This is a genomic window from Actinosynnema sp. NPDC049800 (genome assembly GCF_040656635.1).
GTDB lineage: Bacteria > Actinomycetota > Actinomycetes > Mycobacteriales > Pseudonocardiaceae > Actinosynnema.
Map to the genome: position 1 here is coordinate 130554 of NZ_JBFAMT010000016.1, position 14507 is coordinate 145060.

General features: G+C 72.2%; 18 protein-coding genes. 10 read left to right on the top strand and 8 right to left on the bottom strand.

Annotated features, from left to right (window positions below):
* Positions 1–35 precede the first annotated feature (35 nt).
* Positions 36–518, top strand: a complete 483-nt coding sequence (locus AB0I91_RS20775) for a GNAT family N-acetyltransferase (RefSeq protein WP_498771128.1) — start codon at positions 36–38, stop codon at positions 516–518.
* 50 nt (positions 519–568) lie between these two features.
* Here the strand turns inward: AB0I91_RS20775 and AB0I91_RS20780 are convergent, their stop codons facing one another.
* Positions 569–1171: a macro domain-containing protein gene (locus AB0I91_RS20780; RefSeq protein WP_498771126.1), complete on the bottom strand. Its 603-nt coding sequence runs from the start codon at positions 1169–1171 to the stop codon at positions 569–571.
* 114 nt (positions 1172–1285) lie between these two features.
* On the opposite strand from AB0I91_RS20780, the gene pheA reads away from it, so the two are divergent.
* Both pheA and AB0I91_RS20790 read left to right on the top strand, forming a co-directional pair.
* A complete protein-coding gene (pheA, locus tag AB0I91_RS20785; RefSeq protein WP_499608131.1) occupies positions 1286–2179 on the top strand; it encodes a prephenate dehydratase in 894 nt (297 codons plus the stop codon).
* A complete protein-coding gene (locus AB0I91_RS20790) occupies positions 2176–2790 on the top strand; it encodes a histidine phosphatase family protein (protein ID WP_498771122.1) in 615 nt (204 codons plus the stop codon). The genes pheA and AB0I91_RS20790 overlap by 4 nt, the downstream gene beginning before the upstream one ends.
* On the opposite strand, the gene AB0I91_RS20795 is transcribed toward AB0I91_RS20790, so the two are convergent.
* Positions 2791–3876 (bottom strand): GNAT family N-acetyltransferase, encoded by a 1086-nt coding sequence (locus AB0I91_RS20795; protein ID WP_499638245.1) that lies wholly within the window; start codon positions 3874–3876, stop codon positions 2791–2793.
* Between the two features lie 55 nt (positions 3877–3931).
* On the opposite strand from AB0I91_RS20795, the gene AB0I91_RS20800 reads away from it, so the two are divergent.
* A complete protein-coding gene (locus AB0I91_RS20800; protein WP_498771118.1) occupies positions 3932–4381 on the top strand; it encodes a MarR family winged helix-turn-helix transcriptional regulator in 450 nt (149 codons plus the stop codon).
* A gap of 15 nt (positions 4382–4396) precedes the next feature.
* Here the strand turns inward: AB0I91_RS20800 and AB0I91_RS20805 are convergent, their stop codons facing one another.
* Positions 4397–4747 carry a metallopeptidase family protein gene (locus tag AB0I91_RS20805; protein WP_230569370.1) on the bottom strand — a complete coding sequence of 117 codons (351 nt, stop codon included), beginning with the start codon at positions 4745–4747 and terminating at the stop codon, positions 4397–4399.
* 4 nt (positions 4748–4751) lie between these two features.
* Entirely contained in the window at positions 4752–5816 is a 1065-nt protein-coding gene (locus tag AB0I91_RS20810) for a septum formation family protein (RefSeq protein WP_498771116.1), read from the bottom strand.
* Between the two features lie 120 nt (positions 5817–5936).
* Here AB0I91_RS20810 and AB0I91_RS20815 point away from each other — a divergent pair, with 120 nt between their 5' ends.
* The 3 genes from AB0I91_RS20815 (at position 5937) to AB0I91_RS20825 (ending at position 8349) form a co-directional block, all read left to right on the top strand.
* Positions 5937–6626, top strand: coding sequence for a hypothetical protein (locus tag AB0I91_RS20815; RefSeq protein WP_498771114.1), 690 nt, complete (start codon positions 5937–5939; stop codon positions 6624–6626).
* Entirely contained in the window at positions 6627–7790 is a 1164-nt protein-coding gene (locus AB0I91_RS20820; protein WP_498771112.1) for a glutathionylspermidine synthase family protein, read from the top strand. It abuts the gene before it with no gap.
* Between the two features lie 106 nt (positions 7791–7896).
* A complete protein-coding gene (locus AB0I91_RS20825) occupies positions 7897–8349 on the top strand; it encodes a DUF350 domain-containing protein (RefSeq protein ID WP_230569367.1) in 453 nt (150 codons plus the stop codon).
* A gap of 110 nt (positions 8350–8459) precedes the next feature.
* Here the strand turns inward: AB0I91_RS20825 and AB0I91_RS20830 are convergent, their stop codons facing one another.
* The gene (locus tag AB0I91_RS20830) at positions 8460–9077 is read right to left on the bottom strand and encodes a DUF6891 domain-containing protein (RefSeq protein WP_499638248.1); all 618 of its coding nucleotides are present in this window, start codon (positions 9075–9077) and stop codon (positions 8460–8462) included.
* 94 nt (positions 9078–9171) lie between these two features.
* On the opposite strand from AB0I91_RS20830, the gene serS reads away from it, so the two are divergent.
* Entirely contained in the window at positions 9172–10422 is a 1251-nt protein-coding gene (serS, locus tag AB0I91_RS20835) for a serine--tRNA ligase (RefSeq protein WP_498771108.1), read from the top strand.
* Between the two features lie 111 nt (positions 10423–10533).
* Here the strand turns inward: serS and AB0I91_RS20840 are convergent, their stop codons facing one another.
* Positions 10534–11298: a hypothetical protein gene (locus AB0I91_RS20840; RefSeq protein WP_499638251.1), complete on the bottom strand. Its 765-nt coding sequence runs from the start codon at positions 11296–11298 to the stop codon at positions 10534–10536.
* A gap of 97 nt (positions 11299–11395) precedes the next feature.
* Between AB0I91_RS20840 and AB0I91_RS20845 the strand changes: the two genes are divergently transcribed.
* Both AB0I91_RS20845 and AB0I91_RS20850 read left to right on the top strand, forming a co-directional pair.
* A complete protein-coding gene (locus AB0I91_RS20845; protein ID WP_498771104.1) occupies positions 11396–12244 on the top strand; it encodes a helix-turn-helix domain-containing protein in 849 nt (282 codons plus the stop codon).
* 86 nt (positions 12245–12330) lie between these two features.
* Complete coding sequence (locus AB0I91_RS20850) at positions 12331–12435, top strand: DUF397 domain-containing protein (RefSeq protein ID WP_499638254.1); 105 nt, start codon at positions 12331–12333, stop codon at positions 12433–12435.
* Here AB0I91_RS20850 and lhgD read toward each other — a convergent pair.
* Both lhgD and AB0I91_RS20860 read right to left on the bottom strand, forming a co-directional pair.
* Positions 12422–13609: an L-2-hydroxyglutarate oxidase gene (gene lhgD / locus AB0I91_RS20855; RefSeq protein ID WP_498771100.1), complete on the bottom strand. Its 1188-nt coding sequence runs from the start codon at positions 13607–13609 to the stop codon at positions 12422–12424. The genes AB0I91_RS20850 and lhgD overlap by 14 nt on opposite strands.
* A gap of 11 nt (positions 13610–13620) precedes the next feature.
* Positions 13621–14496, bottom strand: coding sequence for an LLM class flavin-dependent oxidoreductase (locus AB0I91_RS20860; protein WP_499638258.1), 876 nt, complete (start codon positions 14494–14496; stop codon positions 13621–13623).
* Between the last annotated feature and the right edge of the window lie 11 nt (positions 14497–14507).

Genomic DNA, 14507 nt, shown 5'->3' on the forward strand with positions numbered 1-14507 from the left:
TACCCACCGCGCGCGCCCGCCAAGACAGTGCAGGAATGCTCGTACGCGCGATCGAGGAAGCCGACCGGATCGTCGTCGGCAGGCTGGTGCTTGAACTGTGGGGCGCGCACACCGCGGTCGCCCACGGCCAGGTGTTCTTCCCGGCGAGCCTGCCCGGGTTCCTGGTCGAACAGCAGGAGACCGTGGTCGGGTTGCTGACCTACGCCGCCGCCGACGGACACTTGGAGATCGTCACCATCGACGCGTTGCGAAGAGGCAGGGGTGTCGGGAGCTCGTTGGTCGACGCCGCCGTCCGCCGGGCCCGCCAGCTCGGCTGCTCCCGGGTCAGGCTCACCACGACCAACGACAACCTCGACGCCCTGCGCTTCTACCAGCGCCGCGGCTTCCGGCTCACCGCCCTGCGCGCCGACGCGGTGCGCGAAGCCCGTCGCCTCAAGCCGGAGATCCCCAGCGTCGGGGACTACGGCATCCCCATCACCGACGAGCTGGACCTGGAACGTTGGGTCGCGCCGCGCTAGTTGTCCACAGGTCCCGGGCGAACTGTCCACAGGTTGTGCACAACTGGCGGCTACCTGCTGGGCAGCGGGCTGAACACCTCGTCCCACGCCGCCGCGACCTGCCGGGCGCACGTGGCGGGCGCGACTCCGCCTACGCCCGTGCCCAGGCCGGGCATGGCGATCGTGCGGACGACCTCGCGCACCGGGCGGCCGTCGTCCAACCGGCCGCCCAGCCACAACCGCAGCACGGCGCGCGCGGCCAGGTACGGGTGCACGGTGTCCTCGGGCAGCAGCTCACCGGGCTGCCGCATGGTCGGCGCGCTGATCAGCCACTCGGGCTCGGGCTCGCCGGTCGGCACGACCAGCGCCTCGCCCACCGGCAGCTCGCCGCCGTGCAGGCCGAGCACGGCACTGCGGACATTGCCCTCCACCAGCGGGAACGCCCGCGCGTAGACCGCGTCGATGCCCCCGCGCATCCAGCCGGAGGAGTTGGCGGGGCTCACCACGGCCTCGGCGACGATGTCGAGCACCGAGCCCCGGTGCACCTCGACGCCGCTGCGGCCCTCGGCCACCGCGAGCCAGGCGCGGGCGAGCGGTTCGTCGACGGCGCACAACACCAGACGGGGAACTGCTACCGGAGCGTTGATCTCACCCTCCGTATCGGCGGCGGACACGTCACCAGCATTCCAGGAGAACGGGTTGCGGCGGAACGGGGGCGGGCACCCACCAGGCGGGTGATCCTCGCCTCAACAACGGTCACCGGACGTGGTCCTCGTATCGTTGCGGCCGTGCTCGCCTACTTCGGACCGCAGGGAACGTTCACCGAGCAGGCCGCACGCGGCTTCGCCTCTCCGCAGCAGGAGCTCGTGCCGTTCGACACGGTGCCCGCCGCCCTGGCCGCCACCCGGCGCGGGGAGACCGCGTCGGCGTGCGTGCCGGTGGAGAACTCCGTCGAGGGCGCGGTGCCGGCGACGATGGACGCGCTGACCGAGGGCGAGCCGCTGGTCGCGGTCGCCGAGGCGGTGCTCCCGGTGCGGTTCAGCGTGCTGGTGCGGCCCGGCGGCGAGCCCGTGCGCACGGTCGCGAGCCACCCGCACGCGCTGGCCCAGGTGCGGCACTGGCTCGCCGAGCACCTGCCGCAGGCCCAGGCGGTCGCCACGACGTCCACCGCCGCCGCGGCGCGGGCCGTGCTCAACCGCGAGTTCGACGCCGCCGTGAGCGCTCCGGTGGCCGTGCGGCACTACCCGCTGGAGGTGCTGGCCACCGACGTGGCCGACGTGCGGGACGCGAAGACCCGGTTCCTGCTCCTCCGCCCGCCCGGCGAGCTGCCCGAGCCGACCGGCCACGACCGCACGTCCGTCGTCTGCACGGCGGCCGACCGGATCGGCGCGCTGTCGGAGCTGCTGACCGAGCTGGCGCTGCGCGGCATCAACCTGACCCGCATCGAGTCGCGGCCGACCAAGGGCAGGCTCGGCGAGTACCGGTTCTACATCGACTTCGACGGCCACGTGGTCGAGCCGAGGGTGGGCGACGCGCTGGCGGCGCTGCACCGGCACTGCCCGCAGACCCGGTTCCTGGGCTCGTACCCGAAGGCCGAGCCGGGCGGTGTGGTGGCGGGCAACGAGGAGTTCGTGGCGGCGGCCGAGTGGGTCGACGCGGTCCGGAGGGGGCACGGCGCGTGAGGTTGATCCTGGTCAGACACGGCGAGACGGCGTCGAACGTGAAGATGGCGCTGGACTCGCTGCCACCCGGCCCGCCGCTGACCGACGCGGGCCGGGCCCAGGCCGCCGCGCTGGCCGAGCAGCTGGCCGCCGAGCCCGTGGCGGCCGTGTACGCCAGCACGGCGGTGCGCGCGCAGCAGACCGCGGCGCCCGTGGCGGCGGCGCACGGCCTGGACGTCGAGGTCGTGGACGGCGTGCAGGAGATCTTCTGCGGCGACCTCGAAGGGCGGCACGACCGCGAGGCGTTCGAGGTCTTCATCGCCACGGTGAAGCAGTGGGCCGAGGGCGAGCTGGACGTGCCGCTGCCCGGCGGCGAGAGCGGTCGCCAGGCCCTGGACCGCTACTTGGCCGCGGTCGACGGGATCGCCGCCAAGCACCGCGACGGCGACACGGTGGTGCTGGTCAGCCACGGCGCGGTGCTGCGGATGGGCGCGCTCGCCCTGGCCCGCAACGTGGGCCCCGCGCTGGCCGAGGCGGGCCTGCTGCCCAACACCGGCCGGGTCGTGCTGGAACGCGGCGGCGACGGCTGGCGCTGCACGTCGTGGACCGGGGTGGACGTGGTCGGGGACTGATCAGCGCCGCGCGCCCGCCGGGACCGGCTTGGTCAACGGGACGACGCCGTCCTGGACGGCGCCGCGCCGGTACCCCGAGCGCTCGTAGAGGGCGACGTTGCGGTGGCTCCGGGCGCCGGTGTGCAGCCGCGCCGTGCGCACCCCGGCCGGCGCCTGCCCCTCGGCGAAGCGGAGCAGCCAGGCGCCGAGCCCCCGGCCCGCGAGGTCGGGCGCGACCATCAGGCGCCCGATGTCCCACGTGTCGCCGTCGCGGCGGGCGCGGACGGCGCCCACCAGCCGGCCGTCGAGGCGCGCGCACCACACCGCCCAGTCGGCCGTCCAGGCGCGGACGTCGTCGACCGCCTCGTGCAGCGGCGCGAGGTCCCAGTCGTGGTTGGCGACGGCCTCCTGGACCCAGCAGCAGCGCTGCAGGACGACGAGCTCCGCCGCGTCGGCGGCGTCGGCGGGCCGCAGGCGCACCCCCGGCACCGGCGGCGGGACGGCCGGGGCGACCGCGTCGCCGTCCGGCCGGTACAGCGGGCGCAGGACGCGGGCCAGGCGGACCAGCTCGCGGAACGCGTGGCGCGCGGCCTCGTCCCTGGACGGGTCGTCGAGCAGTCGCCCGTCGTCGCCGAAGTGGTCGCCGATGCGCAGGGCGACGGTGGCCCCGGTGGGCATCATGCGCAGGGTGGTGGCGACCTGCTTGGCCATGTGGACGCCGCGCGTGCCCGCCGAGGTGTGGCCGTAGCCGACGAAGGACACCGGCTTGTACGCCCACTCCTCGGACAGGTGGTCCAGGGCGTTCTTCAGGGCGGCCGGCATCCCGTGGTTGTGCTCGGGGGTGACGATCGCGAACGCGTCGGCGTCGGCGACGAGCCGGCTCCACGCCCGCGTGTGCTCGTGGTGGTAGATGCCGGAGGAGGGGTGTTCGGGCTCGTCCAGGAGGGGCAGCCCGATCCGCGCGAGGTCGGCGATGGCGGTCTCGGCGGCGCTGTCGACCGCGACGTCGTGGTTGACCCGGGTGAACCACTCGCCGACGGCACGGCCGAGCCGACCGGGTCGGGTGCCGGCGATGACCACCAGGACGCGGACGGGTTTCTTTGACATGTCAACGAGGCTAGCTCCGGTTTCGTTGACATGTCAAAGGTGGCAGGATGGGGCGATGCCCGAGGTGCCGTGGTTGACGCCGGACGAAGAGCGGGCGTGGCGGGCGTTCCGGCGCCTGCTCACCGTGCTGCCCGCGCGCACCGCTCGCGACCTCGCCGCGCTCGGCCTCTCCTCGACCGACTACGAGGTGCTCAGCACGCTGTCGGAGAAGCCGGACCGGCGTTGGGGGCTGCGCGACCTCGCCGCGAAGATGCAGTGGTCGCGCAGCCGGCTCTCGCACCACGCGGCCCGGATGGAAGCCCGCGGGCTGCTCGAACGCACCGAGGACGTCAACGACGGCCGCGGCAGCATCTACCACCTCACCGACGAGGGCTTCGCCGCGCTGGAGCAGGCCGCGCCGGGGCACGTGCGGTCGGTGCGGGACCGGTTCATCGACCACCTGTCCGCCGACGAGCTGACGACCCTGGAGACCATCGCCAACCGGATCGCGGACCTGCCCGACTGATCAGGCTGGGCGCGTCTAGCCCCAGCCCAGCTCGTGCAGCTTGGCGTCGTCGATGCCGAAGTGGTGCGCGATCTCGTGGACCACGGTGACCACGACCTCCTCCACCACGTCGTCCTCGGTGCGGCAGATGTCCAGGATCGCCTCGCGGTAGATGGAGATCCGGTCCGGCAGGACGCCGCCGTAGTCGGTGGTCCGGCTGGTCAGCGCGATGCCGTGGTAGAGGCCGAGCAGGCTCGGCACGTCCGCGTTGCGGTCCTCGACCAGCACCACGACGTTGCTCATCGCCGCCGCGAAGTCCGGCGGGATGAGGTCGAGGGCCTCGCCGACCAGCTCCTCGAACCGCTGACGGGTCATCTCCACCGGCATGTCGTCACCTCGACGTCGTCGTGGTCGTGGCTGTCGTCGTCTCGTCCGACTTCGGCGGCTTGGAGCCCGACGAGGGCGGCGCGGCGGAGCTGGAGTTGGACTGCGAGTGCAGCGGCGCGCCGGTCGGCTCGTCCTGCTGCACGGCGGTCGTCTGCGGCGGGTTGGACGTGGTCAGCGGCGGCGCGTTCGGGTTGCGGACGCTGCCCTCCCACGCGATCAGGACGTTGTCCACGGGCTGCGCGCCGACCTTGCAGTTCGCCAGCCGGGAGCCGGCGGCCCAGCTCTCCGGCGCCCGCGTGTCCCACGTGACGATGAGGCCGCGGGCCTTGAGGTCGGCGCCGCCGGTGTACTCGGCGGTGAGCCTGCCGCACTCGCCGAACAGCACGTCGTCCTGCTGCTCGGCCGGCGGGAACTCGCCGGGCGGCAGGGGCACCACGCCGGTGATCTCGAACGTGTGCGGCTTCGCGCAGTCGATCGGGTCGCCGACCGACCCGGTGGCGGTGATGCCGAGGCACACGCCCGGGTCGTAGACGTCGGACTGGTCCTGGGTGCGCGCCGTGCCGTAGGACGGGAGCAGCCCGCCCGCCGGACCGGCCACCTGCAGGCCGCAGCGCAGCGTCCGCTGCCCCTCGCCCCACAGCCGCTCGCCCGGGTTCAGCGGACCGACCGTGTACTTGCCGAACGGGTCCAACTTGCCGCCGAGGTAGTCCAGCGACGTCTTCGCGCACCGCTCCTGGCTGATCAACTGCCACTGCTCGTCGTCCGGGAACGGCGCCTGAGGCCCGTGAGCGGCGGAGATGTCCGCCACACCGGTAACCTCGAACAGGTGCTGGGCCGCGCAGTCGACCTTCTCGACGTCCGAGAGGTCCGGCTTGGTCCAGTTCAGGCAATCACCCGCCTGAGCAGCCATGACGGGGTTGACCTTGGTCGTGGCCGGGCTGCCGAGGCCGCCCGCGCCCACCGGCCAGCCCGTGAGCGTGCTCAGGGCGAGCAGCACGAACGCGCCAGCCGACGCGCCGAGCATGACCAAGTGGTCACCTCGACGAAACCAGCGCGTGGTGGCGGACATCTACTCCATGATGCCTGTGTAGGCCGTGCAACCGTTCGGGCGGGTGGAGAGTGTTGCTTTTGGGACACTCGTCACCCATTCGGCGGCCGATCTCTGTACCGTCCCCGCCGGGAGTGGCTGATGACTGAGAACGACAACACCGGTAGCGCCGCGACGCCCGGCCAGGGTGGGCCGAGCGGACCGGACCGATCGAGCGGACCGGCGACGCCGGGGCCGGGGAGCGGTGGCGCGTCGCCGCCGCCGTACGTGCCCCCGACGCCGCAGGGCGCGCCGCAAGGACCGCCGTCGGGTGGTCGTGGCCAGATCCGCAACCAGGAGGCGGGCCAGACCAAGCCCCGGCCGCCGACACTGGCCGAGCAGCGCGCCCGCGCTGCGGCGATCGAGCAGCAGCGCGAGCAGCAGCTCGCCGTCGAGGCCGAGGAGGCGCGGCGCAAGAAGCTGCGCAAGCGGCTGCTCATCGGCGGTGGCGTGGCCGTCGGCGTGGCCGGCGTGGTGGCCATCTGGTACGCCGCGTCCAGCCCCGACGACGTGGTCGCGCAGTGCGTCAAGGACGACGTGGTGGTCGAGGACCAGTACTGCGACGAGAGCTACGCCCGGTCGCACGGCGGCTACGTCAGCGGTGGGTTCATCTACATCGGCGGCAGCTCGTACCGGTACAACTACGGCGCGCCGAGCACCCCCGTCGGCCAGAAGATCAGCGGCGGCACCTACACCATGCCCAAGGGCGCGAACATCAGCACCAAGTCGGGCACGGTCGTGCAGCGCGGTGGGTTCGGCGTGTCCGGCGGCAGCAAGAGCGGGGGCAGCTGAGTGCGTCGGGAGACCTCCGCGCCCCGGCCGAACTGGCAGCGCACCGTCTCCGAGCAGGGGCTGGTGTTCGGGGCGCCGGCGCGGGCCGCGGACGGCAGCCCGCGCCCGTACTGGGACGAGTCGGCGCACTACGTCTTCGACATGAGCGACGTGCTGTCGCTGGAAGCCGACGTCGAGCTGCTGCACAACATGTGCCTCGAAGCCGTCGACAACGTGGTGGTCACCGAGCGCTACCGCGACTTCGGCATCAACGAGTGGCTGTGGCCCGCGATCGCCGAGTCGTGGAAGCGCCGCGACCCGCACGTCTACGGGCGGTTCGACCTGCGCTACGACGGCAGCGGGCCGGCCAAGCTGCTGGAGTACAACGCCGACACGCCCACGTCGCTGCTGGAGGCGTCGGTCGTCCAGTGGAACTGGAAGACCGACGTCCACCCCGAGGACGACCAGTGGAACTCGATCCACGAGAAGCTGGTCGAGCGCTGGGCCGAGATCGGCGGTCGGCTGCCGTCCAACGAGCTGCACTTCACCTGGTCGGGTGCCGACCCCTCGGGCGAGGACCACGTCACCGTGGCCTACCTGCAGGAGACCGCGGCCGAGGCGGGCATGGACACCGTCGGCCTGGCGATCGAGGAGATCGGCTGGGACTCGCTGCTGAAGCGGTTCGTCGACCTCGAAGACGCGCCGATGGGCACGGTCGTGAAGCTCTACCCGTGGGAGTGGGTGGTCGACGAGCAGTTCGGCCGCTACGCCGTGGAGAGCCTGCCCGGCACCCTGTGGGTCGAGCCGCTGTGGAAGATGCTGCTGTCCAACAAGGCGCTGCTGGCCGTGCTGTGGGAGATGTACCCGGGCCACCCGAACCTGCTGCCCGCGTTCCTGGACGACCCCGGCCTGCTCACCGAGTACGTGCGCAAGCCGAGGCTGGGCCGTGAGGGGCAGAACATCCAGATCGTCGCCCCCGGCTACGAGACCCAGACCGGCGGGGTCTATGGCAAGGAGGGCTTCGTCTACCAGCTCTTCGACCCGCTGCCCGAGTTCGACGGCTACCGGCCGGCGCTCGGCGCGTGGGTCGTCGGCGACGCCTCGGCGGGCCTCGGCATCCGGGAGACCGTCGGCCTGGTCACCGACGACGGCGCGGCGTTCGTGCCGCACAGGATCGTCGAATGAGACCCTCCCCGTAACGCGTGACCGCACCACGCCCGTCCTCACCACACCCGTCGTCACCGGCTCCTTCACCGGCGGCACAACCGATCAACCTGCACATGGAGGGTCTGTGATTCCCCCACTCGCGTTGGACCCCGGCTTCGGGTCCGCCATCGGCACCGGCGTCGGTGCGATCGCGCTGTACGCGATCGTCGGCCTCATCCTGATGGTCGTCGGCTTCTACGCCATCGACTGGACCACCCCGGGCAAGCTGAGCGCCCTGGTCCGCGGTGGCGCCCCGAACGCGGTCATCGTCACCTCCGCCGGTCTGGTGAGCATGGCGCTGATCGTCGTCGTGGCGATCTACAGCGCGGCGGGCAAGCTGGACGAGGGGCTGCTCTCGGCCCTGATCTTCGGCTTCGTCGGCATCATCGTGCAGGTCCTGGCGGTGCGGCTGCTGGAATGGGTGACCAGGTTGGACATCGGCTCGCTGATCGAGTCGGACCGCTTCGCGCCGGCCAGCGTCGTCGTGGCTTCGGCGCACGTCGCCCTCGGTCTCGTGGTCGCCGTCGCGATCTCGTAGCTCGCACGGCGAAGGGGGCGTGCCCGCTGGTCGGGCACGCCCCCTTCGCGCTGCTGGGCCGTGCTGCCGGGTTGCGTGCTGCCGAGCCCGTACCGCCAGGGATGTGCTGGTCAAGCCACTGGCAGCCGCTTCCGCCAGTCCATCGGCCCCACCTTGATCCGGGTGCGCGCCGACCCGTTCCACTCGACGGGCAGGCCGCTCGCCGCCAGCGCCGCGACCACCTCGCGCGCCACGGCCTCGTCGGCCGCCGCGTGGTCGGTGGACCCGTGGCCCGCGGGCTCGCCGAACGAGCCGTAGGCGAGCCACACCCCGTCGCCCGCCACCGCGCTCTCGGTGTCCTGCCGGTGGAAGAACACGTACCCGCGCGCGTCGTCGCCCGCCTCGTCGCCGATCTCGGCGTGCCCGCACGTCTGGCAGCACGTGAAGTCGGCGCGCGCCACGATCCCGTCGCGGTCGAGCGCGTCGAACACGGCGAACAGCCGGTCCACGTCCGTGCTCTCCGGCCACGCCTCCTGCTCCGCGGACCGCTCCCGCCACACCCGCTCCACCACCGCCCGCGCGACCGCCGGTGTGATCGGGTGCTCGTCGGCCACGTAGTCGAGCACCTGCTCCACCGTGTCGTCCAACGAGGTCATGCCCGCGTGCACCAGGGTGCGCGCGTAGTTCTCGGCCAGTTCCGGCGCCTCGGTGGGCAGGCCGGCGTCGTCGTCGTCCGTTCGTTCAACCACGCGCGCATCCTGCCCGAGGGGTCCGACAGCGGCGTCCGGCAGCGGGGCGCGACGTCGTGCAAACCGTTTCCGGCCGGGTACTACCCTTCCTGGTGTGATTGACCTCAAGGCACTGCGCGAGAACCCGGAAGCCGTCCGCGCGTCGCAACGCGCGCGTGGCGAGGACGAGACCGTGGTCGACGCGCTGCTGTCCGCCGACGAGCGCCGCCGGGCCGCCATCGCCCGCGCCGACGCGCTGCGCGGCGAGCAGAAGACGTTCGGCAAGCAGGTCGGCCGGGCCAAGGGCGAGGAGCGCGACGCGCTGCTGGCCAAGGGCAAGGAGCTGGCCGCCGAGGTCAAGGCCGCCGAGGCGGAGCAGTCCGCCGCCGAGGCGGAGCTGAACGAACTGCACCGCGCCGTGCCGAACGTGGTCCACCCCGACGCGCCCGAGGGCGGCGAGGACGACTACGCCGTGCTCAAGCACGTCGGCGAGCCGCGCGAGTTCGACTTCGAGCCGCTCGACCACCTGGACCTGGGCGTCCGGCTCGGCGCGATCGACATGGAACGCGGCGCGAAGGTGTCCGGCTCGCGCTTCTACTTCCTGACCGGCGTGGGTGCGCAGCTGGAGCTGGCGCTGCTGAACATGGCCGTCGCCCAGGCCACCGCGGCCGGGTTCAAGCTGATGATCACGCCGACCCTGGTGCGCCCGGAGATCATGGCCGGCACCGGGTTCCTCGGCGCGCACGCGAGCGAGATCTACCGCCTCGAAGCCGACGACCTGTACCTCGTCGGCACGTCGGAGGTGCCGCTCGCGGGGTACCACGCGGACGAGATCCTGGACGGCCCGAAGCGGTACGCGGGCTGGTCGTCGTGCTACCGGCGCGAAGCCGGCTCGTACGGCAAGGACACCCGCGGGATCATCCGCGTGCACCAGTTCAACAAGGTCGAGATGTTCTCCTACGTCAAGCCGGAGGACGCCGAGGCCGAGCACGCCAGGCTGCTGGCGTGGGAAGAGGAGATGCTGGCCAAGATCGAGGTCCCCTACCGGGTCATCGACACGGCCGCGGGTGATCTGGGCACGTCGGCCGCGCGCAAGTTCGACTGCGAGGCGTGGATCCCGACCCAGCAGGCGTACCGGGAACTGACGTCGACCTCGAACTGCACCACGTTCCAGGCCCGTCGGCTCAACGTGCGCTACCGCGACGAGAACGGCAAGCCGCAGATCGCCGCCACGCTCAACGGCACGCTGGCCACCACGCGGTGGATCGTCGCGATCCTGGAGAACCACCAGCAGGCCGACGGCTCGGTCGTCGTCCCGCAGGCGCTGCGCCCGTTCGTCGGCTTGGACGTGCTCAAGCCCTCCTGACCGACGTCTCGTGGTCGACCACGATCCGGTGGGCATCGCGATCAGACCAAGCTGATCAGACCCCGCTGATCAGACCCCGCTGATCAGACCCCGCTGATCAGACCCCGCTGATCAGACCCAGCTGAGCTGCCCGAACTCCGCACCGAGGGGCACCGACTCCGGCAGGTCGTCGCCGGAGTCGAGTGCCTCCAGCAGGCGCAGCACGTCCACGGCCGCGTCGTCGTCCCCGAGGTCGCCCAACGCGGCTTCCAGCAGCACCCGGGCCTCCGTCGGGCGCTCCTCGGCCCAGCGGACGCACGCCAGCAGCACCCAGCACCCGGCCCGCGCCAACCGCACGGCCGAGTCGTCGGCCTGCTCGCGGTACAGCGACACGGCACGGGTCAGCCGCCGGCCCGCGAGCGGGAGGTCGCCCTCCTCGATCGCCAGCACGCCCAGCTCCCGCAACGCCCACGCCACGCCCGCCCGGTCGCCGTGGTCGTACTGCCACTCCACCACCTCGGCCAGGCACGCGGCGACGCCACCCTCCTCGCCGAGCGCCCGCCGAACGCTCGCCAACACGTCCAGCGCGCCCACGTGCGCCATCAGCGATTCGGGCGTCGGCTCCGCCTGGCACCGCGCCCGCCGGACACCCACCTCCCGCCTGGCCAACTCCTCGGCCGCCGGCAGCAGACCCCGCTCCGCGCTGCTCAACGCCGCCGCCCGCAGCACCTCGGCCGCCGAGTCGGACAGCGGGAACCGGTCCGCCAACTCCACGCTCGTCTCCCGCAGCCCGGCCACGTCCGGCGCCTCCGCCCACAGGTGCAGGAGCAAGGTCGCCGCGTCCTCCACCGCGCCCTTCGTCATGCACGCCCGGATGCCCTTCATCACCTTATCCATGGCGACACAGTAGTCTTCGCAATGCCCAAAACTCCTCTTCCCAAAAGGGTGATGTTGTGGTGAACGTTCGGCTACGCAGTGTCGCTAAGGTGGGCCAATGGCAGTAGGGACCACGCGCGGCAAGCGCAAGCTCGGCGCGCTCATGGAGGAGTACCGCGAGAAGTCCGGCCTCAAGGCCGACGTGATCATCAAGGAGGTCCGGACGTCCCGCTCGACGTGGAGCCGGATGATCGCGGGCGAGGCCAGGCCGAGGTGGGCCCTGTTCTTCGCCATCCTCTCCGTGATGAAGGTCAGCGACGAAGAGCGCGAGCGTGCAATGGCGCTGTGGGAGATCGCCGACGACGAGGCGGTCCCCATCGAACACGCAGCTTCGCTGCCCAAGAGCTACCTGCGCTTCCGTCGCGACGAGACGGAAGCGGTGGTGGAGCGGGCCATAGACGTGGTGCTGGTCCCCGGTCTGCTTCAGACCAGCGACTACGCCTCAGCGGTGGCGGTGGGGAACAGGTTCCTGCTGCCAGGGGAGAACTGGGAAGAGCGGGCCGCGCCGGAACGCCTGGACCGGCAGGGCCTGCTGCGCCGAGAACCGAACCCGCTCATCCTGCACGCGCTCATCGACGAAGCGGCATTGCGCCGGGAGATCGGCGGACCCGCCACCATGGCCGATCAGTGGGACTACCTGCTGGAAGCGGCGCGACTGCCCAATGTGAACATCCAGGTCATCCCGAATGGTGCTGGTGCCTACGGCGCCCTCTCTGGGACACTGATCATCTACGACTTCCCCGCTGATGACCTGGGCTCGGCCTATGTGGACAGTCTCGCCGGGCTGAGCCCGGTGGAGGATGCGGAAGGGGTCGCGCGGCTGCGGGCGGTGTGGGATGACGCGGCTGCCCACGCGCTGTCGGTCGAGGAGACTGTCGACTTCATTCGAGCGGTGAGGGAAACATGAGAAAGCGACTCGTTCGGGATGGAAGGGTGTACCTCACTTCCAGTGCCAGCAACACCGCGAGTGCCTGTGTCGGGGTGTCGGTGGAGGTGGCTCGCGCCGGGGTCCTGGACACGAAGAACCCCGGCGGGGACGTGCTGGAGTTCAGCCGGGGGGCGTTCGCGTCCTTCCTGGGCTCGCTCAAGTCCAGCTGAGCTCGACCTGGCCGGCCACGTGCCGGCCGATCTCCAGGGCCGACGTCGCGGCGGGTGAGGGCGCGTTCAGCACGTGCACCTGCCGCGGCGCGGTGTCGATCAGGAAGTCGTCCACCAACGACCCGTCCGCGCGCATCGCCTGAGCCCGCACCCCGGCCGACGCGCGCACCAGGTCGTCCTCGCGGATCGCGGGCACCAGGCGGGCCAGGCTGCGTGCGAACCGCTTGCGCGACAAGGACCGCAGCACCTCTTCGGCCCCCGTGCGGGCGAACCTGCGGGCCAGCCGCCACGTGCCGGGGAAGCGGGCCACGTCGGCGAGGTCGGCCCCGGACACGTCACGCCAGCGGTAGCCCTCGCGGCGCAGCGCGAGCACCGCGTTCGGGCCCGCGTGCACGCTGCCGTCCAGCATCCGGGTCAGGTGCACGCCCAGGAACGGCAGCGCCGGGTCCGGCACCGGGTAGATCAGGCCGCGCACGAGCCGTCGGCGGTCCGGCCGCAGTTCGTAGTACTCGCCGCGGAACGGCACGATCGCCGCCGACGGCGTCACGCCCGCCAGCCGCGCCACGCGGTCGCTGTGCAGGCCCGCGCAGTTCACCAGGGCGTCCGCCCGCACCACCCCGCGCGTCGTGGCCACCTCGACGCCACCGCCGCTCAACGCCCGCCGGATCGCCAACGCGGGCGTGTGCAGCCGCAGGTCGTGCCCGTTCAGCTCGCGCACGAGAGCCGCGCACACGGCGGGGAAGTCGATGATCCCCGTGCTCTCGACCCGCAACGCGGCCACGGCCGCCACCTCGGGCTCGTACTCCCGGGCCTCGTCCACGCCGATCCGCCGGGCGGGCACCCCGTTCGCCTCGGCCCGCTCCGCCAGCGCCTCCAGCCGCGGCACCTCGTCCGGCGAGGTGGCGACGACGAGCTTGCCGCACACGTCCACCGGCACGCCGTGCTCCCGGGCGTAGGCGACGATCGAGGCGTTGCCCGCGACCGACATGCGCGCCTTCAACGACCCCGGCTTGTAGTACAGGCCCGCGTGCACCACGTTGCTGTTGTGCCCGGTCTGGTGCGCCGCCCACTGCGGCTCCTTCTCCAGCACCACCACGTCGTGACCGCGCCGGGCCAACTCCCGAGCGGTCGCCAGCCCCACGATCCCGCCACCGATCACCACGACTCGTCGCACAGCCGGGAACGCTAGCCGCCGACGAGTTCGGGCAGCACGTCGGCCGCGACCCGCTCCAGCACGGCCTCGCTGCCCGCGTACACGCCGTCGGCCCGGGGCCAGTGCACGACCAGGTCGGTGAACCCCAGCCCGCGCGCCCGGCCCGCCACCTCGCGGAAGCGCTCCACGCTGGTCAGCGAGTACACCGGGCAGGAATCGGCGTTGAGGTGGAAGTCGATCGACTCCTTGGCCCGCCCGATCCCGGCCAGCACCTCGCGGAACCGGGCCGTCATCGCGGCGACGCCGTCCCACCACTCGTCCTCGTCCTCGGTCTCCGGCCCGGTGGTGACCCAGCCCGTGCCGTACTTCGCCGCGACCGCCATCGCCCTCGGCCCGTTGGCCGCGACCACGAACGGCAGCCTCGGCCGCTGCACGCAGCCCGGCGCGCTGCGGGCGTCGCGGATCTCGTAGTAGTCGCCGCTGAACGTGGTCCGGTCCTGCGCCAGCAGCATGTCCAGCGCGGTCACGAACTCCTCGAACCGGCCCTGCCTGCTGCGCGGTGACGTGGCGCCCATCACCTCCGTGTCGTACCCCACACCGCCCGCGCCGACGCCGAGCGTGAAGCGGCCGTCGGAGAGGTCGTCGAGGGCGAGCAGCTCCCGGGAGAACGGCACCGGGTGGCGGAAGTTGGGTGACGCGACCAGCGTGCCGAGCCGGATCGTCCCGGTGGCCGCGGCGGCCGCTGCCAGCGTCGGGACCGCGCCGAACCACGGTCCGTCGACCAGCGAGCGCCAGCCCATGTGGTCGTAGGTCCAGGCGTGGTGGAAGCCGTACTCCTCGGCGGCCTTCCACTTGTGTTCGGCCATCCACCAGCGGTGTTCGGGCAGGATCACAATCCCTGTGCGCACCCGGCGACGGT

Excerpts from the sequence above, each read along its gene's own strand:
- AB0I91_RS20805 (WP_230569370.1), bottom strand. The coding sequence starts at position 4,747 with ATGCCGGTGGAGATGACCCGTCAGCGGTTCGAGGAGCTGGTCGGCGAG.
- AB0I91_RS20800 (WP_498771118.1), top strand. The coding sequence starts at position 3,932 with ATGCCCGAGGTGCCGTGGTTGACGCCGGACGAAGAGCGGGCGTGGCGG.
- AB0I91_RS20845 (WP_498771104.1), top strand. The coding sequence starts at position 11,396 with ATGGCAGTAGGGACCACGCGCGGCAAGCGCAAGCTCGGCGCGCTCATG.
- AB0I91_RS20810 (WP_498771116.1), bottom strand. The coding sequence starts at position 5,816 with ATGTCCGCCACCACGCGCTGGTTTCGTCGAGGTGACCACTTGGTCATG.
- AB0I91_RS20795 (WP_499638245.1), bottom strand. The coding sequence starts at position 3,876 with ATGTCAAAGAAACCCGTCCGCGTCCTGGTGGTCATCGCCGGCACCCGA.
- AB0I91_RS20840 (WP_499638251.1), bottom strand. The coding sequence starts at position 11,298 with ATGGATAAGGTGATGAAGGGCATCCGGGCGTGCATGACGAAGGGCGCG.
- AB0I91_RS20775 (WP_498771128.1), top strand. The coding sequence starts at position 36 with ATGCTCGTACGCGCGATCGAGGAAGCCGACCGGATCGTCGTCGGCAGG.
- AB0I91_RS20815 (WP_498771114.1), top strand. The coding sequence starts at position 5,937 with ATGACTGAGAACGACAACACCGGTAGCGCCGCGACGCCCGGCCAGGGT.